18 protein-coding genes, 7 tRNA genes and 1 pseudogene are annotated in these 23244 nt (G+C 50.2%); 7 read left to right on the forward strand and 19 right to left on the reverse strand.

Translation table 11 applies throughout. The annotated features are described in order from the left end of the window. Positions 1–280: 280 nt before the first annotated feature. The 6 genes and pseudogenes from clpP to AAG834_RS03385 form a co-directional block, all read right to left on the reverse strand. On the reverse strand, positions 281–901 hold the full coding sequence (clpP, locus tag AAG834_RS03360) for an ATP-dependent Clp endopeptidase proteolytic subunit ClpP (RefSeq protein ID WP_003742152.1): 621 nt from the start codon (positions 899–901) through the stop codon (positions 281–283). Positions 902–988: 87 nt separating this feature from the next. Then, positions 989–2299 (reverse strand): trigger factor, encoded by a 1311-nt coding sequence (gene tig / locus AAG834_RS03365; RefSeq protein WP_342031258.1) that lies wholly within the window; start codon positions 2297–2299, stop codon positions 989–991. A gap of 350 nt (positions 2300–2649) precedes the next feature. Further along, a pseudogene (locus AAG834_RS03370) lies at positions 2650–4998 on the reverse strand (DNA translocase FtsK); the annotation flags it as partial. A 271-nt stretch (positions 4999–5269) separates the two neighbouring features. Continuing rightward, positions 5270–6106 carry a phosphatidylserine decarboxylase gene (locus AAG834_RS03375; protein WP_342031260.1) on the reverse strand — a complete coding sequence of 279 codons (837 nt, stop codon included), beginning with the start codon at positions 6104–6106 and terminating at the stop codon, positions 5270–5272. A gap of 104 nt (positions 6107–6210) precedes the next feature. Further along, complete coding sequence (gene aroD, locus AAG834_RS03380) at positions 6211–6978, reverse strand: type I 3-dehydroquinate dehydratase (protein WP_070514946.1); 768 nt, start codon at positions 6976–6978, stop codon at positions 6211–6213. Beyond that, positions 6975–7670, reverse strand: coding sequence for a TIGR02117 family protein (locus tag AAG834_RS03385; RefSeq protein ID WP_009311526.1), 696 nt, complete (start codon positions 7668–7670; stop codon positions 6975–6977). Before AAG834_RS03385 ends, aroD begins: the two co-directional genes overlap by 4 nt. A 379-nt stretch (positions 7671–8049) precedes the next feature. Between AAG834_RS03385 and AAG834_RS03390 the strand changes: the two genes are divergently transcribed. The 4 genes from AAG834_RS03390 (at position 8050) to AAG834_RS03405 (ending at position 10901) form a co-directional block, all read left to right on the forward strand. After that, a complete protein-coding gene (locus AAG834_RS03390) occupies positions 8050–9468 on the forward strand; it encodes an SLC13 family permease (RefSeq protein ID WP_308905590.1) in 1419 nt (472 codons plus the stop codon). A gap of 107 nt (positions 9469–9575) precedes the next feature. Next, on the forward strand, positions 9576–10085 hold the full coding sequence (locus tag AAG834_RS03395) for a peptidylprolyl isomerase (protein ID WP_003743061.1): 510 nt from the start codon (positions 9576–9578) through the stop codon (positions 10083–10085). Between the two features lie 238 nt (positions 10086–10323). Beyond that, positions 10324–10662, forward strand: a complete 339-nt coding sequence (locus tag AAG834_RS03400; protein ID WP_003759680.1) for a hypothetical protein — start codon at positions 10324–10326, stop codon at positions 10660–10662. After that, on the forward strand, positions 10662–10901 hold the full coding sequence (locus AAG834_RS03405; RefSeq protein ID WP_070514942.1) for an NF038104 family lipoprotein: 240 nt from the start codon (positions 10662–10664) through the stop codon (positions 10899–10901). Before AAG834_RS03400 ends, AAG834_RS03405 begins: the two co-directional genes overlap by 1 nt. Before the next feature lie 118 nt (positions 10902–11019). Here the strand turns inward: AAG834_RS03405 and AAG834_RS03410 are convergent, their stop codons facing one another. The 3 genes from AAG834_RS03410 to AAG834_RS03425 form a co-directional block, all read right to left on the reverse strand. Continuing rightward, on the reverse strand, positions 11020–11799 hold the full coding sequence (locus AAG834_RS03410; RefSeq protein ID WP_342031261.1) for a ferredoxin--NADP reductase: 780 nt from the start codon (positions 11797–11799) through the stop codon (positions 11020–11022). 235 nt (positions 11800–12034) lie between these two features. Beyond that, a complete protein-coding gene (locus AAG834_RS03420) occupies positions 12035–12493 on the reverse strand; it encodes an META domain-containing protein (protein ID WP_342031262.1) in 459 nt (152 codons plus the stop codon). A gap of 93 nt (positions 12494–12586) precedes the next feature. Next, complete coding sequence (locus AAG834_RS03425) at positions 12587–13744, reverse strand: trans-sulfuration enzyme family protein (RefSeq protein ID WP_070514938.1); 1158 nt, start codon at positions 13742–13744, stop codon at positions 12587–12589. A 181-nt stretch (positions 13745–13925) separates the two neighbouring features. Between AAG834_RS03425 and folE2 the strand changes: the two genes are divergently transcribed. From folE2 to AAG834_RS03440, 3 genes are all read left to right on the forward strand, one after another. Next, positions 13926–14699 carry a GTP cyclohydrolase FolE2 gene (gene folE2 / locus AAG834_RS03430; RefSeq protein WP_049227827.1) on the forward strand — a complete coding sequence of 258 codons (774 nt, stop codon included), beginning with the start codon at positions 13926–13928 and terminating at the stop codon, positions 14697–14699. A 392-nt stretch (positions 14700–15091) separates the two neighbouring features. Then, a complete protein-coding gene (dsbD, locus tag AAG834_RS03435; RefSeq protein ID WP_342031263.1) occupies positions 15092–16897 on the forward strand; it encodes a protein-disulfide reductase DsbD in 1806 nt (601 codons plus the stop codon). Between the two features lie 116 nt (positions 16898–17013). Then, on the forward strand, positions 17014–17862 hold the full coding sequence (locus AAG834_RS03440) for a hypothetical protein (protein ID WP_342031264.1): 849 nt from the start codon (positions 17014–17016) through the stop codon (positions 17860–17862). A gap of 105 nt (positions 17863–17967) precedes the next feature. Here AAG834_RS03440 and AAG834_RS03445 read toward each other — a convergent pair whose 3' ends face one another. The 10 genes from AAG834_RS03445 to AAG834_RS03490 all read right to left on the reverse strand — a co-directional run bounded on the left by AAG834_RS03445 (position 17968) and on the right by AAG834_RS03490 (position 23223). Next, positions 17968–18357, reverse strand: coding sequence for a hypothetical protein (locus AAG834_RS03445; RefSeq protein WP_342031265.1), 390 nt, complete (start codon positions 18355–18357; stop codon positions 17968–17970). Between the two features lie 388 nt (positions 18358–18745). Continuing rightward, complete coding sequence (gene pflA / locus AAG834_RS03450) at positions 18746–19558, reverse strand: pyruvate formate lyase 1-activating protein (RefSeq protein WP_342031266.1); 813 nt, start codon at positions 19556–19558, stop codon at positions 18746–18748. 292 nt (positions 19559–19850) lie between these two features. Then, a complete protein-coding gene (gene pflB / locus AAG834_RS03455) occupies positions 19851–22136 on the reverse strand; it encodes a formate C-acetyltransferase (RefSeq protein ID WP_342031267.1) in 2286 nt (761 codons plus the stop codon). A 394-nt stretch (positions 22137–22530) separates the two neighbouring features. Beyond that, positions 22531–22620 (reverse strand) — tRNA-Leu (locus AAG834_RS03460). A 23-nt stretch (positions 22621–22643) separates the two neighbouring features. Continuing rightward, a tRNA-Cys gene (locus AAG834_RS03465) sits at positions 22644–22721 on the reverse strand. A 10-nt stretch (positions 22722–22731) separates the two neighbouring features. Further along, positions 22732–22805: transfer RNA gene (locus tag AAG834_RS03470), tRNA-Cys, on the reverse strand. Positions 22806–22832: 27 nt separating this feature from the next. After that, positions 22833–22908, reverse strand: a tRNA-Gly gene (locus AAG834_RS03475). A 22-nt stretch (positions 22909–22930) separates the two neighbouring features. Continuing rightward, positions 22931–23006, reverse strand: a tRNA-Gly gene (locus tag AAG834_RS03480). Between the two features lie 26 nt (positions 23007–23032). Then, positions 23033–23108 (reverse strand) — tRNA-Gly (locus AAG834_RS03485). Between the two features lie 39 nt (positions 23109–23147). Further along, positions 23148–23223, reverse strand: a tRNA-Gly gene (locus tag AAG834_RS03490). Positions 23224–23244: the final 21 nt, after the last annotated feature.

The following is a 23244-nucleotide window of genomic DNA, read 5'->3' on the forward strand; positions in this document are numbered from 1 at the left end:
ACAGCGGGATTCTTTATCCATTAAGACAAGACGACAAAGCAAACCAAAGTCGTTAACGTAATCTCAATTCCAATACAGCAAATCAAAAAGGTCGTCTGAAAACCTGTCTTTCAAGTTTTCAGACGACCTTTTCGTCAAATCCATTCAAACACCGTCGTCAGCAGCGTCCCAACCAAACCGCTCTTTTCCTACCCAAGCAGTTTCATCAAGAAAGCCACTGATTACATAACGCAATATCTGAATAATCAGCAGCGTCCTCTGAATCAATCCAATTAGAATCTTAAGCCTGCAAAGAAGCGCGATTTTCCAGAACTTGGTCAATCAAGCCGTATTCTTTGGCTTCTTCGGCGGACATGAAGTTGTCGCGGTCGGTGTCGCGTTCCAAATCTGCCAAGTCGCGGCCGCAGTGTTTCGCCATCAGGCGGTTGAGTTTCTCTTTGATTTTCAACAGCTCGCGGGCATGGATTTCAATGTCGGATGCCTGACCGCCCAAACCGCCGCTGATCAAAGGCTGGTGAATCATGATACGGCTGTTCGGCAGGGCGAAACGTTTGCCTTTCTCTCCTGCCGAGAGCAGGAATGCGCCCATGCTTGCCGCTTGTCCCAAGCACAAAGTGGAGACGTTGGGCTTGATGAAATTCATGGTGTCGTAAATCGACATACCTGCCGTTACTGAACCGCCGGGAGAATTGATATAGAAGAAAATATCTTTGTCCGGATTTTCACTTTCCAAAAACAACAGCTGGGCAACCACCAAATTGGCGGACTCGTCGGTTACCGGGCCGATCAAAAATACGATGCGCTCTTTCAAAAGGCGCGAGTAAATATCAAATGCACGCTCGCCGCGTCCGCTTTGTTCGATAACGGTAGGAACGAGGTAATTATTGAAATCGAAGGACATTTTTGTCTCCTGTCAATGTTGCGAAAGCACCAAAGGAACGCTTTGGTGCTTTCAAGTTGTCTGTTTCAGACGACCTTTTGAAGATGATTAGGCTTGTGCGCCCATCACTTCGTCAAAAGACAAAGCTTTTTCGGTTACTTTGGCTTTGCCCAAAACGAAATCAACAACGTTGCTTTCTACTGCCAAAGAAGTCGGACCTTGCAGGCGGGAAGGCTCTGCGTAGTACCAGTCGATCACTTCTTGAGGATCTTCGTAGCTTTCTGCGAAGTTGGCAACAACAGCTTTGATTTGCTCTTCAGTTGGTTCCAGTTTGTTTTCGTCAACCAGTTTTGCCAAAATCAAGCCCAGAGATACGCGGCGTTCGGCTTGCTCTTTGAACATGTCCAAAGGCAGATCCAAGTTGGCAGCGTCAGCCATGCCTTGGTTGACAAAGTTTTGTTTCATTTCGTTTGCCAAGCGGGCGGCTTCTTCATTTACCAAAGCCACAGGCGCTTTCAGCTCTACGGCTTTGAGCAGCGCGCTCATTACAGATTCTTTGGTTTGTTCGTTCACGCGGCGTTCAACTTCGCGGCCTACGTTTTTCTTCACTTCTTCGCGCATTTTGGCAACGTCGCCGTCGGCGATACCCAATGCTTTGGCGAAGTCGGCATCGACTTCAGGCAGAGTGGGTTCGGATACGTTGTTCAATGTGATGGTGAAGACAGCGGATTTACCGGCAACGTCTTTACCGTGGTAGTCTTCGGGGAAATTGACGGTAACGTCTTTGCTTTCGCCTGCCTTCATACCGACTACACCTGCTTCAAATTCAGGCAGCATTTGACCTGCGCCCAATACGAAGGCGTAGTTTTTGGATGCGCCGCCTGCAAAAGGTTCGCCGTCGATTTTGCCTTCGAAGTCGATGATGACGCGGTCGCCGTTTTGGGCTTCGCGCTCAACATGGTTGAAGCGGGTGCGTTGTTTGCGCAGGATTTCTACGGTTTGGTCCACTTCGACATCGCCGACGGAAGCGGTTACTTTTTCGACTTCTTGTGCAGACAAATCGCCGATAACGACTTCAGGGAACACTTCGAAAATCGCAGCGATTTTCAGGGATTCTTTATCGTCTTGTTCTTCAACGCCTTCGAAACGCGGATAGCCGGCAACTTTCAATTCTTGGGCAACGGCAACATCGTAGAAGCGGCGTTGAACCATTTCATTGATGACTTCATTTTGAGCGCTTGCACCGTACATTTGGGCAATCATTTTTAAAGGTGCTTTACCCGGACGGAAACCGTCGATTTTTGCACGGCGTTGGGTTTGTTTCAGTTTTTTATCGGTTTCTGCGTTGATTTCGGACCAAGGCAGAGACAGCACTACTTTGCGTTCCAGATTTTCTAAAGTTTCAACAGTTACGCTCATCGTAAGACCTTAATTTGTTGTGTTAAATAAAAATGGGAATCCTTTTGCCAATGATGACTGCAAAAGCGGCTCCGACCCATCAGGGCTTTTATCGTCCGTTGCTTGCAAAAGGCAGGAAAATTAGCTGGCTAGTATATCACAATGTTTGATTGACTGGATAATATAGTGGATTAACTTTAAACCAGCACGGCGTTGCCTCGCCTTGTCCTGATTTAAATTTAATTCACTATATCGTCGAAAGGCGGGCTGATTTTGCCGCGATAAAATAAGGTATTGAATCCGACATCATAAAAAGGTCGTCTGAAAACAGATATAACCAGTTTTCAGACGACCTTTGGTAATTATTGAGATCACAACTGGTCTTTTTGCGACAAAATCCTGCGGCTGCCGTTGATGTCTGCGGGGGAAACGACACCGGCGTTTTCGAGCGCTTCCATCAGGTTGGCGGCGCGGTTGTAGCCGATGCGCAACTGGCGTTGCAGGGAGGAGATGGAAGTTTTTTTGCTTTCCAAAATGTAGGCGACGGCTTGGTCGAACAATTCGTCGCTGCCCGCATTCGGATTGACGATATTGGTGGTTTCCAGCGCGGCCTCACCACTGAGCAGACCTTCGATATAGTCGGCAGGGGCTTGCGATTTGACGTAGTTGACGACTTGATGCACTTCGTCGTCTGAAACGAACGCGCCTTGCAGGCGGGTCGGCTCGGCGCTACCCGGTTGCAGGAACAGGGAGTCGCCGTATTTCAGCAGCTCGTCCGCGCCCATCTGGTCGAGGATGGTGCGGCTGTCGATTTTACTTTGTACGGTAAACGCCATACGCGTCGGGATGTTGGCCTTAATCAGGCCTGTGACGACATCGACGCTCGGACGCTGAGTCGCGACAATCATATGGATACCGGCGGCGCGCGCTTTCTGGGCGAGGCGGGCGATTTGTTGCTCGACGGCTTTGCGTTCGGTCATCATCAGGTCTGCCAACTCGTCGATAACGACCACAATCATCGGCAGTTTTTCCAGCGGTTCGGGATCGTCCGGATTCAGGCTGAACGGGTTGGGCATGGGTTTGCCCGATGCTTTGGCGGCTTCGACTTTTTGGTTGAAGCCTTCCAAGTTGCGCACGCCGGCGTGGGAAAGCAGGCGGTAGCGTTTTTCCATTTCGGCGACACACCAGTTCAACGCCTGCCCCGCTTCGCGCATATCGGTAACGACAGGGCAAAGTAAATGCGGAATGCCGTCGTAAATGCTCAATTCGAGCATTTTCGGGTCAATCATAATAAAGCGGACTTCGTCGGGCGTGGCTTTGAAAAGCATGGACATAATCATGCCGTTCACGCCGACGGATTTACCCGAACCGGTCATACCGGCGACCAAAAGATGCGGCATTTTTGCCAAATCGCCGACGACGGGCGTACCAGCGATGTCTTTGCCCAACGCAACGGTCAGCTTGGATTTGGCTTCGGTAAACACGGGCGAAGACAAGATTTCGCTCAACATCACATCTTGGCGTTTTTCGTTGGGCAACTCGATACCCATCGTGTTTTTGCCCGCAATGGTTTCCACGATGCGCACGGCTTGAAGCGACATGGAACGCGCCAAGTCTTTAGACAAAGCAACGATTTGGCTGCCTTTTATGCCTTGCGCGGGTTCGATTTCATAACGCGTAATCACAGGGCCGGAAGTGGCGGACACAACTTGCACGCCGATGCCGAATTCTGCCAGCTTGGACTCAATCAGTTCGGCAGTGCGCTCCAATTCGGCAGGATTGATGCTGACGGGTTCTCCGTTGGGCAGGCGCAGCAGGCTCATGCTGGGTTTGTGGTATTCGCCTGTCTGTTGCGACTCGTTGTCTTCAAACAAAGAAGCCTGAATTTTGGGCGGCGGCGCAACGGAGACCGCGACGGATTTGCGGTTGCTGGTGCTGCCTGCAAGCGGGGCAACGGGCGTGGCGGTGATGTTTTTGGCTTCTTTCACCATGCGGCGGGTGTTTTCCGTTTCCAATGCTTCGGCGGTCGAGCCGTCGTCTTTTCGTCTGCCCAATGTCTTTTTCAGACGACCCCAAATGCCTGAAAACAGGCTTTCGGTATTGCGTCCTGTTTTCGCCATGACTTCCAGCCAAGACACTTGCGCAAGCAAGGAAACAGAAAGCAGCAGCATGACGCACATAATCAGCAGGCTGCCTGATTTGCCCAACAGCCAAGCCAAGCCCGAACCTGCCAAAGCACCGACCAAACCGCCCGCACCGACAGGCAGGGTTTCGTCCAAGGTATTTTGAAGGGTGAAGTATTCGAGAATCGGGCTGCACACCAAAAGCAGGAACAAAGCCAGCGCGGCAACGCCGTGGTTGTAGGATTTGTAGTTTTCACGCTTTTGCAGCGGGCGGAAATTTTTATAGAGGAAAACGCACGAAGCGGCGATCCACCACCAAAACGACAAACCAAAGAGATAATAGCCGACATCGGAAACATACGCGCCGAACAGCCCGCCGAAGTTGGCGATGCCGTCCGGTTTCGGCACACTGCGCGACCATGCGGGGTCGGTCATTTTGAAGCTGGCGAGGGAAATGGCGATGAAGACCGTTACCATCAGCCCGAAGAGCCACAGCGCGTCGTTAATCAGATTAACAACGTGTTCGGGGCGCGCTTTTTTTTCTTCATTTTTTTGCAACGCTTTGGCAGCCTTCAAACGCTCGGAAACCTTGTTCGGCTCGGTCTGCGCCTTCGTTTGGCTTTGACGGCGCGTAGTCGGTTTGGCGTTTGTTTTGGCTTTCGGCTTTGATGCGGTTTTAGAGGATTTTGCGGTCATGGATGGATTTTTGATATTCGGTATAGGTCGTCTGAAAAGGGAAAACCGACGGGGAATCAATCCGTCGGGTGTAATGTGTGTTGGGTTCAAATTATACCGTATTTACCGTTTCTGATAAAACAAGGTCGTCTGAAAAGGTTTTCAAACGACCTCATTATTCAGCTTTCAGCCGTCAGTCTTTCAATGACTGCTCTACGGCATTGCGGACTTTATCGGCAGCCGCTTCGATTTCGGATTGTGCAACTTCGGAAACGGTTTGCACCGGAGCGGTTTGTGTTGAAACGGTTTGCGCTGAAACAGGCGTTTCCGTTTGTGCAGCGGCAGGCGGCGGTGTTTCAGTCGGTGCGGCAGCTTCCGGAGCTTGGAGCGGCAGGCGCGCCAAAACGGTGTTCACGCCGGTGACTTTGTCGCCGATGGCAACTTGTGCCTGCGCGTCAACCGGCAGATACATATCAACGCGCGAACCGAAGCGGATAAAGCCGTAGCGTTCTCCGCGGGTCAGTTTCTCGCCCACTTTGGTGTAACACAAAATACGGCGGGCAACCAAGCCTGCGACTTGGACGAAGGTGATTTCGCGGCCTGAAGCAGTGGTCGCCAGTACGGCGTTGCGTTCGTTTTCGGTACTGGCTTTGTCCAAGTCGGCATTTAGGAATTTACCTTTATTGTATTCGACGGCTGTCACGGTGCAGTCGGCAGGCGATTTTTGCGAGTGGACGTTGAAGACGTTCATGAACACGCTGATTTTCAACGCTTCGGTATCACGGTAAGGATCGCGCGCGCGTTCGACGACGACGATGCGTCCGTCAACGGGGCTTAAAATCGCTTCGGGGTCTTGCGGGATTTCGCGTGCGGGATCGCGGAAAAATTGCAGGGCAAATACGGTGAAAATCCAAAACGGCAGCGACCACCAGCCGCAGCAGGCGGACACCAGCAAACTCAATACCAAACCGCCGCCGATAAACGGCCAGCCCTCGCGGGCGATAATCGGGTGGGGGTACAGACGGTTCATAATTTTCCTTTTCTATTCAAATTTTGCCGCCATTATAGCGGAATATCCTACAAAGGTCGTCTGAACGCTGTTTCAGACGACCTTTTATCTTTTTGTATTTATGGTTATCCGGCAACGCCGCTGTTTTCCAAAACATCCAAGATGTTTTTCAGGCTGGCGGAATCGAGCTGGCCGGGGGCGGAGGCGGTTCCTGCAGTGCCGAACGTGATGGTGGAGCCGAAGGTTGAACCTGCGATGCGGCTGATGAGTCCGAGTTTGCCCATGGAGATGGTAACAATCGGGCGGTTTGCAGTTTGACGTGCTTCCCAAGTAGCATCCAAAAGCGTCAGGACATCGGCGGGGCTTTGGGGCATCACGGCGATTTTGCAGATGTCTGCGCCTGCCTCTTCCATTTTTTTCAGACGACCTGTGATGTCCGATTTGGCGGGCGTTTGATGGAAATCGTGGTTGCTCATCAGGACGGTGGTGTTGTGCGCTTTGGCTGCGGCAACCGCTTGGCGGACTTCGCTTTCTCCGGCGGAAAGTTCGATGTCGATGATGTCGATGATGTCTGAAGCGGCGGCTTTATCGAGCAACTCGAAATAATACGCTTTGCTGCAAGGGTATTCGCCGCCTTCCTCCGCGCGTCTGAAGGTAAACAGCAGCGGGGTTTCGGGAAACACATGGCGCACTGCGGCGGCTTGCGCAAGCAGGTATTCGGGGTTGCCTGCTTGGGCGAAATAGTCGGCTCTGAACTCGATAATATCGAAACAGGCGTGTTCGAGATTTTTCAGGGCGGCGGATAAGGCTGCTTCGTCTCGGGCAACTAAGGGAACGGCGATTTTCGGCTGTCCGCTGCCGAGCGTGAGATGGCGGATGGTCAGGGTTTTCATGGTTTTTCTGCTGTATTGGTACGATGGCTGTCGAGCAGCGGATCGGGGAACGGTGTCCAAACGACGCCGTTGATGCCGCTTTCGGTCAGGCGGCGGTTGAGCCAGCTGTTGCACGTATTGAAAAGATGGTAGCGTCCTTCTGCCTCGTAGAATGCGTCGTCAGCGCTGTAATGCGCACCGGCGACGGGGATGGCTTTGCCTGCTTTCAATTTGAAATGGCGCATCAGGTTGGCACTCAGGCGGCGGTATTGTTCGCGACTGACGGTAAATTTGACGGTATTTTCGCCTTCGCGCGGCGACTCGCGGTAGTAGATGGCGTGAATCAGCGTGCTGTTGACCCCGCTTAACGCCTGTACTGCCGTAGAGGCGGTCAAATCCGACCACTGCGGCGTGTTCAAATAGAAATTGCGCTCGCCCCAGCCTATGCCGACGTAGCGGATGGGCGCATCGCCTTGCCCTGCGGGGCTGTCGGCAGGATTGATGATGCTGGTCCAGTCGAAAAGGTCGTCTGAAAGCGGCATGACGATGTCGGCGTGTACGCCGTTGCTGTTCAGGTAAAGTGTGACGTCGCCGTCGGAGGCGGTGCCGTCTTGTGGAATTTTACCGAGGATGTAGGCGGCGGCAAAGTAAAGGATGGCGGCGATGATAAACGCCAACAGTGCTTTCAGGAAGATTTTGAATATTTTTTTCATTGACGTGACGGCGTCGTTAAAGATGCGGCATCATATCACGATAACGGCATGTTTTAGGCATTTCAGACGACCTTAACGCTTTAACTACAAAGGAGGTCGTCTGAAAATCAACAAATAGATATTTTTAGTTTCCCATCAATCCGTTTTCGTAAAAACCGCGCCCGATTGTTAACATTATATTTACACTACACGCGATTACAAATATACTCGTCGCCATGCTGCACGGCTTTTTTTGACTGAAATCCAAAGCCTGCGAACGTCCCGACGCGGGAAACAAGAAAAACCGATTCAGTGAAATCAATAAAAAAGCAATGTCAGGCGATGAGCCCAAGCATCCGCGGTTTTAGTGATTTCACGTTATGCTTCAGAGGAATACTCCATGGACTTACATGCAAAGGACAAAACCCAGCATCCTGAGAATGTCGAGTTACTCAGTGCGCAAAAGCCGATTACCGACTTTAAAGGTCTGCTGACCACCATCATCTCCGCCGTCGTCTGTTTCGGCATTTACCACATCCTGCCGTACAGTACCGATGCCAACAAAGGCATCGCGCTGTTGATTTTCGTTGCCGCGCTTTGGTTTACCGAAGCCGTCCACATCACGGTAACCGCATTGATGGTGCCGATTCTCGCCGTCGTGCTCGGCTTCCCCGATATGGACATCAAAAAAGCGATGGCGGGCTTTGCCGATCCGACGATTTACATCTTCTTCGGCGGCTTCGCGCTTGCTACCGCCCTGCACATGCAGCGTCTCGACCGTAAAATCGCCGTCAGCCTCCTGCGCCTGTCGCGCGGCAATATGAAAGTCGCGGTGTTGATGTTGTTTATCGTTACTGCCTTCCTGTCCATGTGGATCAGCAATACCGCCACCGCCGCCATGATGCTGCCTTTGGCAATGGGTATGATGAGCCACCTCGACCAAGAAAAAGAACGCAAAACCTATGTTTTCGTCTTACTCGGCATCGCCTACTGCGCCAGTATCGGTGGTTTGGGTACCGTGGTCGGTTCGCCGCCTAACATGATTGCCGCCAAAGCTCTGAATCTGGACTTCGTCGGCTGGATGAAACTCGGCTTGCCAATGATGTTGTTGATTCTGCCGCTGATGCTGTTCTCCATGTACGTCATCCTCAAGCCTAATCTGAACGAGCGCGTCGAAGTTAAAGCCGAATCTATTCCGTGGACGCTGCACCGCGTGATCGCGCTGTTGATTTTCTTGGCTGCTGCCGTGGCTTGGGTATTCAGTTCCAAAATCAAAGAAGCGTTCGGTATTTCCAACCCCGATACTGTCATCGCCCTGATTGCCGCCGTCGCCGTCGTCGTATTCGGCGTGGCGCAATGGAAAGAAGTCGCCCGCAATACCGACTGGGGTGTATTGATGCTCTTCGGCGGTGGTATCAGCTTGAGCGCGCTGCTGCAATCTTCCGGCGCATCCGAAGCATTGGGTCAGCAGGTTGCCTCCACTTTCTCCCATTCGCCTGCATTACTGGTGATTTTCGTGGTTGCCGCCTTCATCATCTTCCTGACCGAGTTCACCAGTAACACCGCTTCTGCCGCGCTGCTCGTACCCATTTTCGCCAGCATCGCCACGCAAATGGGGCTGCCTGAACAAGTTTTGGTATTCGTTATCGGCATCGGCGCATCTTGTGCCTTCATGCTGCCGGTTGCCACGCCGCCCAACGCTATTGTGTTCGGTACCGGCTTGATTAAGCAACGAGAAATGATGAACGTCGGCTTGCTGCTGAACGTCCTCTGTATCGTATTGGTTGCGCTGTGGGCTTATTTCGTCCTGATGCCGTAAACCCGTAAAACCCTAGCCAAGGTCGTCTGAAAGAATATTTTTCAGACGACCTTGAAGTTTTTCCGCCCAGCACCATTTCCAAAAAGATTCTTAACGAAAGGAAACCCATGATTATCCTGCACACTAACAAAGGCGACATCAAAATCGAACTCGATTTCGACAAAGCCCCCGTTACCGCCAAAAACTTCGAGCAATACGTCAAAGACGGCTTCTACGACGGCGTAATCTTCCACCGCGTCATCAAAGGTTTCATGATTCAAGGCGGCGGCATGGACGAGAACATGAACGAAAAAGAAACCCGCGAGCCGATTCAAAACGAAGCGTCCAACGGCCTGCCCAACGAGAAATACACCATCGCTATGGCGCGTACTTCCGACCCGCATTCTGCCAGCGCGCAATTCTTCATCAACACCGCCGACAACGCCTTCCTGAACTTCCGTTCTAAAGAACTGTACGGCAAAACCGTCGTCCAAGACTGGGGCTACGCCGTATTCGGCAAAGTGGTCGATGGTTTTGATGTAGTCGATGCCATTGAAGGCGTCGCCACCAAACGCCACGGCTACCACGACGACGTACCGACCGAACCTGTCGTCATCACCAAAGCCGAAGTGGTATAAATTTGACGCGTTACATCCCATAACGCAAAAAGCAGCCTGAAACGGGCTGCTTTTTTATTGGGTCAGTTTTATTGGTTTAGTGTTTGCACACCATCTGCCGAACTTATTTTCAGACGACCTTTTGTACAGAAACCGTTGATTCTATATTCCATCCCAAATCGCCCCATATCGAAAGACGATTTAATCCGCCATGGATTTTCGTTACAATAAAGCAGATTTTGTTCACAGAAAGCCCATCATGCAGATTCAACCCTACCAAGCCGACATTGCCGAAAGAATGCTGATCGGAACGACCGGCGAAACCATTCATCCCGATGCCCAATTCGTTCACACCGAAAACGGCTATTGGATTGCGTGGCATGACCAAACCGCCGCCCTACTCGCCCCCGATACGCCGCCCGATATTCCCTGCTTTTGGGTCGAAGGCGCGCAAAGCCTCGAAGAGCTTGTCGCGCTGGTTGAAAACGGCGAATTTGACGAAATGGAAGAATTCGACGGCGACGACGAAAGCTGGCACGAAGCGGCTTCCGGATGCAGCGGCGGACACCACGACCATCAATGCGGATGCGAACACTGATGACCATAAAAGTCCTTCTACTTCCCGTGTTCCTCAGTTTAGCACTCAGCGGCTGTATCGTCACCAGCGCCGTCAATCTGGCAGCAACTACCGTCATGACTGCAGGTAAAATCGCCGTCAAAGGCACAGGCGCGTTAATCAATGCCGCCATTCCCGACAAGGACAAAAAGAAGGACAAAGAAAAGAAATCCCGCGAACAACAAGTGGATGATTATGTAGAAGAACCGAGCGAAGAATAAGCAGCCGCGCCCACACCGACGGCTACAAAACCATTCAAACAAAAGGTCGTCTGAAACGGCAAACCGTTTTTTAGACGACCTTTTTTGCTGCTGTCGATACCTTATCAAACTGTCAGGCTTAAAACCCGTTTTCCATCATGATTTCGCCTGGTATGCGGTTGCGGTGCATGGCGAAGCCCAAGTCCATCAGGGCTTGGAATGTGTCTTTGACCATGGCGGGATTACCGCAGACCATAAAGCGCGTATCCGCTTTGGTGAACTTGAATCCCACGTATGCTTCGAGGCTGCCGTCTTTCAGCAGTTCGGGAATGCGCTTGCCGCTCAACGCGCCTTCGGTTTCCTCGCGCGTGGTGATTGGGACAAAGCGGAATTTGTGGAAATATTCGCCAATCAGCGGATGGTCTTTCAACGCTTCAACACGTCGTCTGAAAATCAGTTCATCGGCGAAAGAAACCGAGTGCGCCAAAATCAAGCGGTCGAAACGCTGCCAGATTTCGGGCTGCTCGATGATGGAAAGGAAAGGCGCGATGCCAGAACCCGTGCAGAGCATGACCAAGTCCTTGCCGTCGGGGAAACGTTCGGGCAGGAGGAAGCCGGTAGCCGTCTTATCTAGCAAAATAGTATCGCCCTCTTTCATCGCGGCAAACCGCGCGGACATGGGACCGCCCTCGATCAAAACGGCAAAATATTCAAGCGTGTCGGCGTATTCGGCGGACACGACGGAATACGCGCGCCAGATAAAACCTTCGCCGTCGCGAAACCCGAGCCGCGAAAACTGTCCTGCCGAGAAGCGGTAGGATTCAGGGCGGCTGATGGCAAAAGTCATCAGTTTGGGCGTATGGTGTTTGATCCACAGGACTTTTTCTTCGGTGAACTTTGCTTCGGGCGAGGCTGCCATAATGGGGATCCTTGTGTGTGCGGGATGGGAAACGGAAGGTATTATACCCGTTCGCTTGACGAAAAGTCGTCTGAAAACCTGATTATCCGGTTTTCAGACGACCTTTTATATAGTGGATTAACTTTAAACCAGTACGGCGTTACCTCGCCTTGCCGTACTATCTGTACTGTCTGCGGCTTCGTCGCCTTGTCCTGATTTAAATTTAATCCACTATAATTAACGGTAAACTCAAAATTTACGGCTCACGGCGCAGGCGCATGGTTTTGCCGTTTTGCTCCAAAATCAAATCATCGCCGTCGAAACGATAGTTCCACACGCTTCTCATGTTCAAGAAAGCCTCTTCCAACTTCATGTTTTCACACAACATCATTGACGTCGCAATCGGACCGAAATCGATTTTGCCCGAACCGACTTCTTTTGCTTGGAGCATCAAATGATTACAACCCATCTTGCCATGTGCCTTGGGCATTTTGCTCAAATCCAAAAAAGCCGTTCTGCCCGCCAAATCTTTTTCGGTGAATTTATCGAAAGACACCACAACCCATTTCGCCGCCAAAGCCGACGTTGACGCTTGACGCGGTTCGGATGGTTTTTCAGACGACGTGACAGGTTGGGATGATTGCGTTTTTTCAGCAGGCGAAGTACAGGCGATCAGAATGATTGCGGTCATAAGGGTGGGGATCAGGGTTTTCATGATTTTGCCTTTCTAACGTGAGGTCAGCTAAAAGGTCGTCTGAAACCGCTTTAGCAAACCCCGCTACGCACTTTTCAGACGACCTATTTGTCTTTACAGCGTCGTATCCAAAGCTTTGGAAATATCGTTCCAAATATCGTCCACCTCTTCAATGCCGATGGAGAAGCGCAGCAGGCCGACTTTGATGCCCATTTCCATTTTCACATCATGCGGCACGCCGCTGTGGGACTGGGAATAGCAATGGTTGACCAGACTTTCGACACCGCCGAGGCTGGATGCCATTTTGACCAGTTTCATGTTTTTAATCACGCTGTTTGCCGCTTCGCGCGTGTCGTTTTTGAGGTAAACCGTTACCACGCCGCCTATGCCTTTGGGCATTTGGGTTTTCGCCAGTTCGTAATGTTCGTGCGACGGCAGGCCGGGATAAAACACTTTTTCTATGGCGGGATGGGCTTCAAGGCGGCGGGCGATGTCGAGCGCGTTTTTGCAGTGCGCTTCCATGCGCAGGGCGAGCGTTTTGATGCCGCGCAACACCAGCCAGCAGTCCATCGGGCCGGCAATCGCACCGGTATGCACCATCATGTCGTGCAACGGTTTTGCCAGTTCTTTGGTTTTGACGGCGACGATGCCCATCAATACGTCGGAGTGTCCGCAAAGGTATTTGGTGGCGGAGTGAAACACGATGTCGCAGCCCATTTCCAAAGGTTGTTGCAGATACGGCGTGGCGAAGGTGTTGTCGATGCCGACGAGCGCGCCGGCGGCGTGGGCTTTGGCGGCAAGCGCTTTGATGTCCACCAATCTCAATAGCGGATTGGACGGAGTTTCCAGCCAAACCAGTTTCACATTGTACGCGGCAAGCAGCTCGTCCAAGCGGTCGGAGTTGCCCAAATCGGCAAAGACGACGTTTACGCCCCACTCTTTATAGACGTCAACCAGCAAGTCATACGCACCGCCGTAAATATCGGTGACGGCGACAATGGTATCGCCCGGGCGCAGGAATGTACGCCACACGGCATCAATGCCCGCCATGCCGCTGGAAAAGGCAAAACCCGCCGCCCCGCGTTCCAAATCGGCAACCGTGTCTTCCAAAACCTGACGGGTCGGATTGCTCAGACGCGAATAGCGGTAGGGAACCTGCTCGCCGATTTCGTGCAGCGCGAACATACTGTTCTGATAAATCGGCGGCATCAGCGCGCGGTTGTGTTCGTCGCAATCGTAGCTGGAATGGATGACTTTGGTGGCAAATTTCATCTCGGTTCAACCTTGTAAAGATGTGAATAATTCAGGATTTTATCACTATCCGAAAAATAGAAACAATCAATGCGGACACGGTTTGCAAGTGATATAATCTCGCATTTACAAAACGGACGGCATGAATCCGTTTCCAAACGACACACATCCCAGCAATCCGACAATTAAGGACAAACAACGCATGAACGCCATTGCAGACGTGCAATCCAGCCGAGATTTACGCAATCTGCCGATTAACCAGGTCGGTATCAAAGACCTGCGCTTTCCGATTACTTTGAATACCGCCGAAGGCAGCCAATCCACCGTCGCCCGCCTGACCATGACGGTTTTCCTGCCCGCCGACCAAAAAGGCACGCATATGTCGCGCTTCGTGGCGTTGATGGAACAACAAACCGAAGCTTTGGATTTCGACAGGCTGCACAAACTGACTGCCGAAATGGTTGCCCTTTTAGACTCCCATTCCGGCAAAATCAGCGTTTCCTTCCCATTTTTCCGCAAAAAATCCGCACCTGTTTCCGGCATCCAATCCCTGCTGGACTACGACGTTACCCTGACGGGCGAAATCAAAAACGGAACATACAGCCATAATTTGAAAGTTATGGTGCCCGTGACCTCTTTGTGTCCGTGTTCCAAAGAAATTTCCCAATACGGCGCGCACAACCAACGCTCGCACGTTACCGTCAGCCTGACTGCCAACGCCGAAGTCGGTATCGAGGAAATCATCGATTGCGTGGAAGCGCAGGCAAGCTGCCAGCTTTACGGCCTGCTCAAACGCCCCGATGAAAAATACGTTACCGAAAAAGCCTATGAAAACCCGAAATTCGTGGAAGACATGGTGCGCGACGTAGCCACCGCGCTCATTGCCGACGGACGCATCGAAAGCTTCATCGTCGAAAGCGAAAACTTCGAATCGATACACAACCACTCGGCTTATGCCTATATTGCTTACCCTTAAATAAGCAAAAAAAATCGAAAAGGTCGTCTGAAACCTGTGAAATCAGGTTTTCAGACGACCTTTCCCGTTCCAATCGGCTATGAAAAAGAGACAATCCGACGGGCATCATCTATCCGGCAGTCCGATAATCCCCCTCGCAACGATATAGTTGATTAACTTTAAACCAGTACGGCGTTGCCTCGCCTTAGCTCAAAGAGAACGATTCTCTAAGGTGCTGAAGCACCAAGTGAATCGGTTCCGTACTATCTGTACTGTCTGCGGCTTCGTCGCCTTGTCCTGATTTTTGTTAATCCACTATAAAAAACAATCGTTGCTTTTAATATAAATTAAGGCCTATAAACGGCTGCTGCGTTTATAATGCGCCTGTTTAACCCTTCCACAGAGAAGACGCCATGAAAAAACTCCTTTACTTCTTTACCGCCTTTTTTGCCCTGTGTTCCAGCGCGTTCGCTGTGAACGCGGATGATTTGCTGCCGCCTGAAAAAGCGTTCGTGCCGCAAGTGAACGTTACCGACAAAGGCATCAACGTCGAATTCAAAATCGCCGACGGCTACTATATGTACCAATCGAAAATCGTCGCCGCCACCGCGCCTGAAGGCGTATTGGCCGAACCGGTTTTCAGCAAAGGCGAACTCAAAGAAGATGAGTTTTTCGGCAAACAAACCGTGTTCCACCGCGCCGCTCAGGTCAACTGGCCTTACAAAAAAGCCGCGCCGACCTACAAGCTGACGCTGACTTATCAAGGTTGTGCCGAAGCCGGCGTATGTTACCCGCCCGTCGACACATCTTTTGAGATTAAAGGCAACGGCCTGTATAAGACGCAAAGCGACGAACCCATATCCGCCAAAGACCGCTTTCTTCAACCCGATTCCGCCAAACCATCCCCCGCCGCCGCGCCTAAAGCCTCGCAAAACGATGACAACAGCCGCTTCAAATTATCGTGGGACACATTAAACGCCAACCTGTTGGCGTTTTTTACCGCAGGGGTATTCTTGAGCTTTACCGCCTGTATGTATCCGCTTTTACCGATAGTCTCCAGCATCATCGTCGGCGATAAAACCGCCGGTAAAGGTCGCGCCTTCGCGCTGTCCGTAGCGTATGTGCAAGGTTTGGCACTGACCTACACGCTGGTCGGCGTCATCGCAGGCTTGACAGGCGCGCTTCTGACCGTATGGCTGCAACAGGCATGGGTCGTCCTTGCCGCTGCAGGCCTGATGGTCGTCCTCGCGCTTTCCATGTTCGGACTCTTCAACATCCAACTGCCCAACGCCGTCCAATCCTATTTCCAAAACCAAAGCAGCAAACTCTCCGGAGGCAAAATCTTCTCCGTCTTCGTCATGGGCATACTCTCCGCGCTGATCGTCGGTCCCTGCGTCGCCCCGCCGCTCGGATTCGCCTTGGGCTATATCGGACAAACCGGTGATGCCGTTTTGGGCGGACTGGCGTTGTATGTCTTAGCACTCGGCACCGGCGTTCCGCTGATCCTTATCGGCACATTCGGCGGCCACGTCCTACCGAAAGCAGGCGACTGGATGAACGGCATCAAATACGCCTTCGGCTTCATCCTGCTTGCCGTTGCCGTTTACCTCGCCACACCGCACCTGCCCTACTACCTCGTTGTCGCGCTTTACACCCTGCTCATGATCGTCCCCGCCATCATGTTGCTGATTAAATCTAGCAAACAAAAAGGTCGTCTGAAAACCGCAGCCTCCGTTTTAGGCTTCCTGCTCATCATCGGCGGCGCATGGTTCGGCTGGCAAAGCGCAAACAAACAAACCACCGCCCTGCACCACTTCCTGACACTCTCGCCCCCGTCCGAAGCAGGCAAAACGACCGACCACGGCAAAATGTTCACCGACGTCGTCGAACTTAAAGCCGCCATGGACGCCGCATTGAAAGCCAACCCCGACAAACCCGTCGTTTTGGATTTCTATGCCGACTGGTGTATTGCCTGCAAAGAAATGGCAAACTACACGCTCAACCAGCCGCAAGTGCATGAAGCCGTCGATATGGAACGCTTCTTCCAAATCGACGTAACCGCCAACACGCCCGAACATCAGGCACTCTACAAAGAATACGGAATCTACGGCCCGCCGGGCATTTTCGCCATCCACGCCGACGGCCGCCGCAGCGACCCTTTGCTCGGCTTCGCCAAACCGGACGAATTCATCAACTGGTACAAACAAAACGAAAAATAAAGACGAAAGGTCGTCTGAAAACCTGAAACAGGGTTTTCAGACGACCTTTTTAAATGGTGGTTTTTTAATCTAGCCTAAGTTTACTGTTATTAAAATAAAAATAAGGAGTTGAAGAATTGAATACGCTATTTGACAAAAATGGCATTTGGAAATTAGACGACTACATTATGCTCGATGTTGAAAATATTGACCGTGCCATAGAATATGTTTTATCAAAATTTCCTCAGGTAGATAAAATTGGTATTGCATCGAATACGAATGGAGTCTACGAAATAAATTTGGACTTCCTAAAGCAATTTCCAAATATTACTCATTTCAAACTTTCCTGTTTTTTAGCAAAATCAGCTGATATTCAACCGATATATTACTTAAAAGAATTACAGTGGTTACAATGGTGGAGTGATAATAAAGTTGATATCAGTAAATTTCCTAAATTAAACACGCTTGTATGCCATTACTCGGATAACATTATATTTAATAACAACAATCTGAGTTTTTTATATTTATCATACGCCAATAAATTATCCTTTTTAGACAAAATACCTAACCTCACAAGATTAGTATTAAGGAACTATTCAGGAATAGATTTATCAGGAATTAATCATTTGAGCAATTTAGATGAATTAACAATCAGATTAGCCAGAAAACTAATTGAGATTAAAGATATTTTAGAGTGTAAAAACTTGTGCGAAATAGAATTCGAAGGGATTAACAAACAAGTTGACTTATCAATTTTATCTAAATGTGAGAATTTAAAAGGATTATACTTACACATGAGTATACCAAATTGCTTGTTTCTTAAAGAAATGAAAAACATAAAATCATTTGTTTGTAAAGAAATAGAAGATAATGATTTATCTCCAATTTTTGAATCTACAACTTTGTCTTATGTATATTTATATAAATATAAAAGAACTTACAATTATAATAAAAAGGATTTTGAAAAAAGATTTTCAATAAAATGATCAAGCTTAAGTGGAATCACACTTCCACAAAACTAAAAGCTCGTCTGAAATAATTTTCAGACGAGCTTTTTAAATGGCGCGTTTCAACCCCATCACGGGTTACACCTACTTAATTTTCAAAATTGGAAGATTAAGATGTCTTAATTCATTTTGTTTCGGACATGAGGTCTTTAACGAGCCTTTCTTACCCTTTTCTACATCTAGGCGTATCGATATGAAGCATTGGTTTTTATCATGAATATATTCATCTACATCATAACCTAGACCCGTTTCTTCATCTGTATTAATTTCCAAATCCCCTGATTTTAATTTTGCCACGCCTTGCACCAAAGAATTTTTCCCTGAATTCCGCGGGTTATATATATCAAACTGTATATTTCCATTTTTCAAATGCTTTGTCTGAAGCAATAGACCTGTTTTGTTTACTCGATATGTCCCTGCATAGGCTGACAAAGGTATAAAAAGTAAAAACACATATAAAAACTTTTTCATCATACTGCTCTTTCCTAAGTTAATTTTTAAAGATTAAGAATGGTCTAGTAGCCCAAGTTTGAACCCATACTGCATTGCGTCACCGTAGCTCAAAGATTGCGACTAAAGGTCTAAAATGACAATAGATTTATAGTGGATTAACTTTAAACCAGTACGGCGTTGCCTCGCCTTAGCTCAAAGAGAACGATTCTCTAAGGTGCTGAAGCACCAAGTGAATCGGTTCCGTACTATCTGTACTGTCTGCGGCTTCGTCGCCTTGTCCTGATTTAAATTTAATCCACTATATATGATAAATTGATTGATGTAATGTGCTGCAACAAATGAGATAAACGGCTAAAAGGTCGTCCGAAAGCGAATATTTCTTTTTCAGACGACCTTTTTGGATTTGAACTCAATAAATGATGTTTTTACCGTAGCTTTCCAAAATCGATTTGATTTTGAGGATGGTTTCTTTGGGAGGCGGATGTACGCCGGTGAGTTTGTAGGTATCGCCGCACAATGCCCATTTGTGCGCACCCAGTTCGTGATAGGGAAGGAGTTCGACCATTTCGATATTGTCCATATCGGCGATAAATTCGCCGAGCAGGTGGGCGGAACGGTCGTCGTCGGTATAGCCTGGGACGACGACGTAGCGGACGCGTGCGGGCTGTTTGCGTTCGGCGAGGTAGTGGGCGAATTTGAGGGTTTTGGTGTTGGGGATGCCGACGAGGACTTTGTGGATTTCGGGGTCGATTTGTTTTAAATCGAGCATGACGAGGTTGGTGTGGTCGAGCAGGTCGTCAAGGATGGAGTCGTAATGCAGGGCGTAGCCGTTGCTGTCGAGACAGGTGTGGATGTCGTGTTCGTGGCAGGCGGTAAACCAGTCGCGTACGAATTCGTATTGCAGGAGCGGTTCGCCTCCTGTTGCTGTAACGCCGCCGCCTGTGGCGCGCAAGTAGTGGCGGTAGGACATGACTTGCTTCATGACTTCGGCGACGTTCATTTCTTGAGCTTGTTCGGTGTGCAAGTCCCATGTGTCGCGGTTGTGGCAGTAGAGGCAGCGCATGAGACAGCCTTGCAGGAAGAGGACGTAACGCAATCCGGGACCGTCCACCGCGCCGCAGGATTCTACGGAATGGACGATGCCTTTGCCGTTGTAATGGCGGTGTCCGAGGTCTTTGGCGGGGGCGGGTGTTTCGGGGTTGATGGCGATGGATGTCTGCATGGTGTCTGATGTACCGGATATTGGGGTCGTCTGAAAACTTGTTTTTGTGTTGCAGAGGCTTCTTCTTATTGGATTAATGCGCGGGCATTGCGTTCCCTTTTTGGGGAAGATTATGGGTTGTTTTTGAATGGCTAAAAGCGTTTTAACGATAACTCTATTGTACCGCCTTCAGTCGTCTTGATTTAAAGTTAATCCGCTGGATTTTGATATTACCAAACCATTGCTTCAGGCAAAATCAAGCCGGGTTCCGGATAATCCGTCCCCCGGCTTGGTTTACTGCAAACCCTTTGCTTTACATGGTTTGTGTAAAGGTACGGGTAATCACGTCAAGCTGTTGTTCGCGAGTTAGCGAATTGAAGCGTACGGCGTAACCGGACACGCGGATGGTCAGTTGCGGATATTTGTCCGGATTGTTCATCGCGTCTTCCAGCGTTTCGCGGGTTAGTACGTTGACGTTCAAGTGTTGACCGCCTTCCAATTCGCCTTCTTCGTGGTGGAAGTAGCCGTCCATCAAACCTGCGAGGTTGCGTTCGCGTGAGCTTTCGTCTTTACCCAATGCGCCCGGCACGATGGAGAAGGTGTAGGAAATACCGTCTTTGGCGAACTCAAACGGCAGTTTGGCTACGGAGGTCAAGGAAGCGACGGCGCCGTTGACATCGCGGCCGTGCATCGGGTTGGCACCCGGACCGAACGGTGCGCCTGCACGGCGACCGTCCGGCGTGTTGCCGGTTTTTTTGCCGTATACGACGTTGGAGGTAATGGTCAACACGGACTGGGTCGGCGTTGCGTTGCGGTAAGTTTTGTGGGTCGCCACTTTTTTCATGAAGCGTTCCACCAAGTCGCAGGCAATGTCGTCCACGTGGTCGTCGTTGTTACCGAACTGCGGGTATTCACCTTCGATTTCAAAGTCGACGGCAATACCGTTTTCGTCGCGAATCGGTTTGACTTTGGCGTATTTGATGGCGGACAGCGAGTCGGCGGCCACAGACAAACCGGCGATACCGCAGGCCATAGTGCGTTTCACATCGCGGTCGTGCAGCGCCATCAGCGCGGCTTCGTAGCTGTATTTGTCGTGCATGTAATGGATGATGTTCAGCGCGGTAACGTATTGGGTTGCCAGCCAATCCATGAATTTGTCCATGCGCGCAAAGACAGTGTCGTAGTCCAAGACTTCGTCCAAAATCGGTTCGGTTTTCGGGCCGACCTGGTCTTTGGATTTTTCGTCCACGCCGCCGTTGATTGCGTACAGCAGGGTTTTCGCCAAGTTGGCACGGGCGCCGAAGAACTGCATTTGTTTGCCGACCACCATCGGGCTGACGCAGCAGGCAATGGCGTAGTCGTCACTGTTGAAGTCCGGACGCATCAAATCGTCGTTTTCGTATTGGATGGACGAGGTGTCGATGGACACTTTGGCGCAAAATTCTTTAAAGCCTTGCGGCAGTTGTTCGGACCACAATACGGTGATGTTCGGTTCGGGAGACGGACCCATGTTGTACAGGGTGTGCAGCACGCGGAAGTTGGTGCGTGTTACCAGCGTGCGGCCGTCCAAACCCATACCGCCGATGGATTCGGTCGCCCAAATCGGGTCGCCGGAGAAGAGTTGATCGTATTCGGGCGTGCGCAGGAAACGGACCATACGCAGTTTCATCACCAAATGGTCGATAAATTCTTGCGCTTGGGTTTCGGTAATTACGCCGTTTTTCAGATCGCGTTCAATGTAGATGTCCAAGAACGAAGACACGCGACCGAACGACATGGCGGCACCGTTTTGTGATTTAACGGCGGCAAGGTAGCCGAAATAAGTCCATTGGATGGCTTCTTGCGCATTTTTCGCAGGACCGGAAATGTCGTAGCCGTAAGAGGCTGCCATTTCTTTCATTTGACCCAAGGCTTTGTATTGTTCGTTGATTTCTTCGCGGCGACGGATGACTTCTTCCAAATCCACGCCGTTTTCCAAATCGGCTTGCAGCGAGTTGAACTGGTTGAGTTTGTCTTTCATCAAGAAGTCGATACCGTACAATGCCACGCGGCGGTAGTCGCCGATGATGCGACCACGACCGTAAGCATCCGGCAAGCCGGTGATCACACCGGATTTGCGGCAACGGCGGATGTCGGGCGTATAAACATCAAACACGCCTTGGTTGTGGGTTTTGCGGTATTTGGTGAAGATTTCGCTGACTTCAGGGTTCAACTCGACGTTGTACACTTTGCACGCGTCCTGCACCATTTTCAAACCGCCAAACGGCATAATGGAGCGTTTCAGAGGCTCGTCTGTTTGCAGACCGACGATGGTTTCCAAATCTTTATCGATATAGCCCGGTGCATGGCTGGTAATGCCGGACACGACTTGAGCGTCGATTTTGTAAGGTTCGTGCGTGCGGTTTTCGACTTTGATGCCTTCCATCACGTCCGCCCACAGTTTGGTTGTCGCCTCGGTTGCAGGCGCGAGGAAAGACGCATCGCCTTCATAAGGCGTGTAGTTTTTCTGAATAAAATCGCGCACGTCGACATTGGTTTCCCAATTACCGCCGACAAAACCTTCCCAAGCGGCAGGGCGTTGCTGTACATCGGTTGACATATCAAGCTCCTAATTTGTCAGATAAATTTATAGGTAGAAGAAATTTACCTTTGCAGAATAGCACTTTAGCTCTATGAAGTGTAACGATTGACAGAGATGTGAACACTTACCCGATATTTTTTTGACTTACATCAATGAGAACAGTTATTACTTACGACTACATCTTATCTTTCAAGCTCTTAGCGTGTAAACGAGTGTAGAATATAAAATTAAGCCCTGAAAACTTGTCCGGTTTTCAGGGCTTTTTCTTGGGCTTTTGATTTCATGCAATTACATTGTGGTAAAGGTCACAAGTTGGACACAAATTGGGCACAAAGCAAAAAGACAGCCTGAATTATAAGCTGTCTTTTAGTAATTTAGAGTCTTAGATTATTCAATAAATTCATAGATTTATTGGTGCCCGGAGCCGGAATCGAACCGGCACGGCCGGTTTAGGGCCGACGGATTTTAAGTCCGTTGTGTCTACCTATTTCACCACCCGGGCGCAGACTGTTTTATATTGAAATTTGGAGGCGGGGGCGCGGATTTGAACCGGCCTATATAAGGGTTGCACCCCTTATAGCATAAACACTCTGCCACCCCGCCATGAAATGAGTGGAGGCGAGAGTCGGAATCGAACCGGCGTCCACGGATTTGCAATCCGCTGCATTACCACTTTGCTATCTCGCCAAATAAACTACTAGGTAGTGTTCAAACTGGAGCGGGAAACGAGTCTCGAACTCGCGACCTCAACCTTGGCAAGGTTGCGCTCTACCAACTGAGCTATTCCCGCATATCCAAATGTGCCTGAAATATGGAGCGGGAAACGAGTCTCGAACTCGCGACCTCAACCTTGGCAAGGTTGCGCTCTACCAACTGAGCTATTCCCGCATGGGACACATCTGAAAATTAAACTGTGGAGCGGGAAACGAGTCTCGAACTCGCGACCTCAACCTTGGCAAGGTTGCGCTCTACCAACTGAGCTATTCCCGCATCTGAGAAACTGAAGGGCAACTTAAAACAGGATTCGCTTGGAGCGGGAAACGAGTCTCGAACTCGCGACCTCAACCTTGGCAAGGTTGCGCTCTACCAACTGAGCTATTCCCGCCGAATGTCTGTTTCTTGCTGC

It is taken from the genome of Neisseria sp. Marseille-Q2251 (assembly GCF_940793045.1).
Lineage (GTDB): Bacteria > Pseudomonadota > Gammaproteobacteria > Burkholderiales > Neisseriaceae > Neisseria.

Excerpts from the sequence above, each read along its gene's own strand:
- AAG834_RS03405 (WP_070514942.1), top strand. The coding sequence starts at position 10,662 with ATGACCATAAAAGTCCTTCTACTTCCCGTGTTCCTCAGTTTAGCACTC.
- clpP (WP_003742152.1), bottom strand. The coding sequence starts at position 901 with ATGTCCTTCGATTTCAATAATTACCTCGTTCCTACCGTTATCGAACAA.
- AAG834_RS03425 (WP_070514938.1), bottom strand. The coding sequence starts at position 13,744 with ATGAAATTTGCCACCAAAGTCATCCATTCCAGCTACGATTGCGACGAA.
- AAG834_RS03385 (WP_009311526.1), bottom strand. The coding sequence starts at position 7,670 with ATGAAAAAAATATTCAAAATCTTCCTGAAAGCACTGTTGGCGTTTATC.
- folE2 (WP_049227827.1), top strand. The coding sequence starts at position 13,926 with ATGAACGCCATTGCAGACGTGCAATCCAGCCGAGATTTACGCAATCTG.
- AAG834_RS03410 (WP_342031261.1), bottom strand. The coding sequence starts at position 11,799 with ATGGCAGCCTCGCCCGAAGCAAAGTTCACCGAAGAAAAAGTCCTGTGG.
- pflB (WP_342031267.1), bottom strand. The coding sequence starts at position 22,136 with ATGTCAACCGATGTACAGCAACGCCCTGCCGCTTGGGAAGGTTTTGTC.
- AAG834_RS03420 (WP_342031262.1), bottom strand. The coding sequence starts at position 12,493 with ATGAAAACCCTGATCCCCACCCTTATGACCGCAATCATTCTGATCGCC.
- dsbD (WP_342031263.1), top strand. The coding sequence starts at position 15,092 with ATGAAAAAACTCCTTTACTTCTTTACCGCCTTTTTTGCCCTGTGTTCC.
- tig (WP_342031258.1), bottom strand. The coding sequence starts at position 2,299 with ATGAGCGTAACTGTTGAAACTTTAGAAAATCTGGAACGCAAAGTAGTG.
- aroD (WP_070514946.1), bottom strand. The coding sequence starts at position 6,978 with ATGAAAACCCTGACCATCCGCCATCTCACGCTCGGCAGCGGACAGCCG.
- pflA (WP_342031266.1), bottom strand. The coding sequence starts at position 19,558 with ATGCAGACATCCATCGCCATCAACCCCGAAACACCCGCCCCCGCCAAA.
- AAG834_RS03400 (WP_003759680.1), top strand. The coding sequence starts at position 10,324 with ATGCAGATTCAACCCTACCAAGCCGACATTGCCGAAAGAATGCTGATC.
- AAG834_RS03390 (WP_308905590.1), top strand. The coding sequence starts at position 8,050 with ATGGACTTACATGCAAAGGACAAAACCCAGCATCCTGAGAATGTCGAG.
- AAG834_RS03395 (WP_003743061.1), top strand. The coding sequence starts at position 9,576 with ATGATTATCCTGCACACTAACAAAGGCGACATCAAAATCGAACTCGAT.
- AAG834_RS03375 (WP_342031260.1), bottom strand. The coding sequence starts at position 6,106 with ATGAACCGTCTGTACCCCCACCCGATTATCGCCCGCGAGGGCTGGCCG.
- AAG834_RS03445 (WP_342031265.1), bottom strand. The coding sequence starts at position 18,357 with ATGATGAAAAAGTTTTTATATGTGTTTTTACTTTTTATACCTTTGTCA.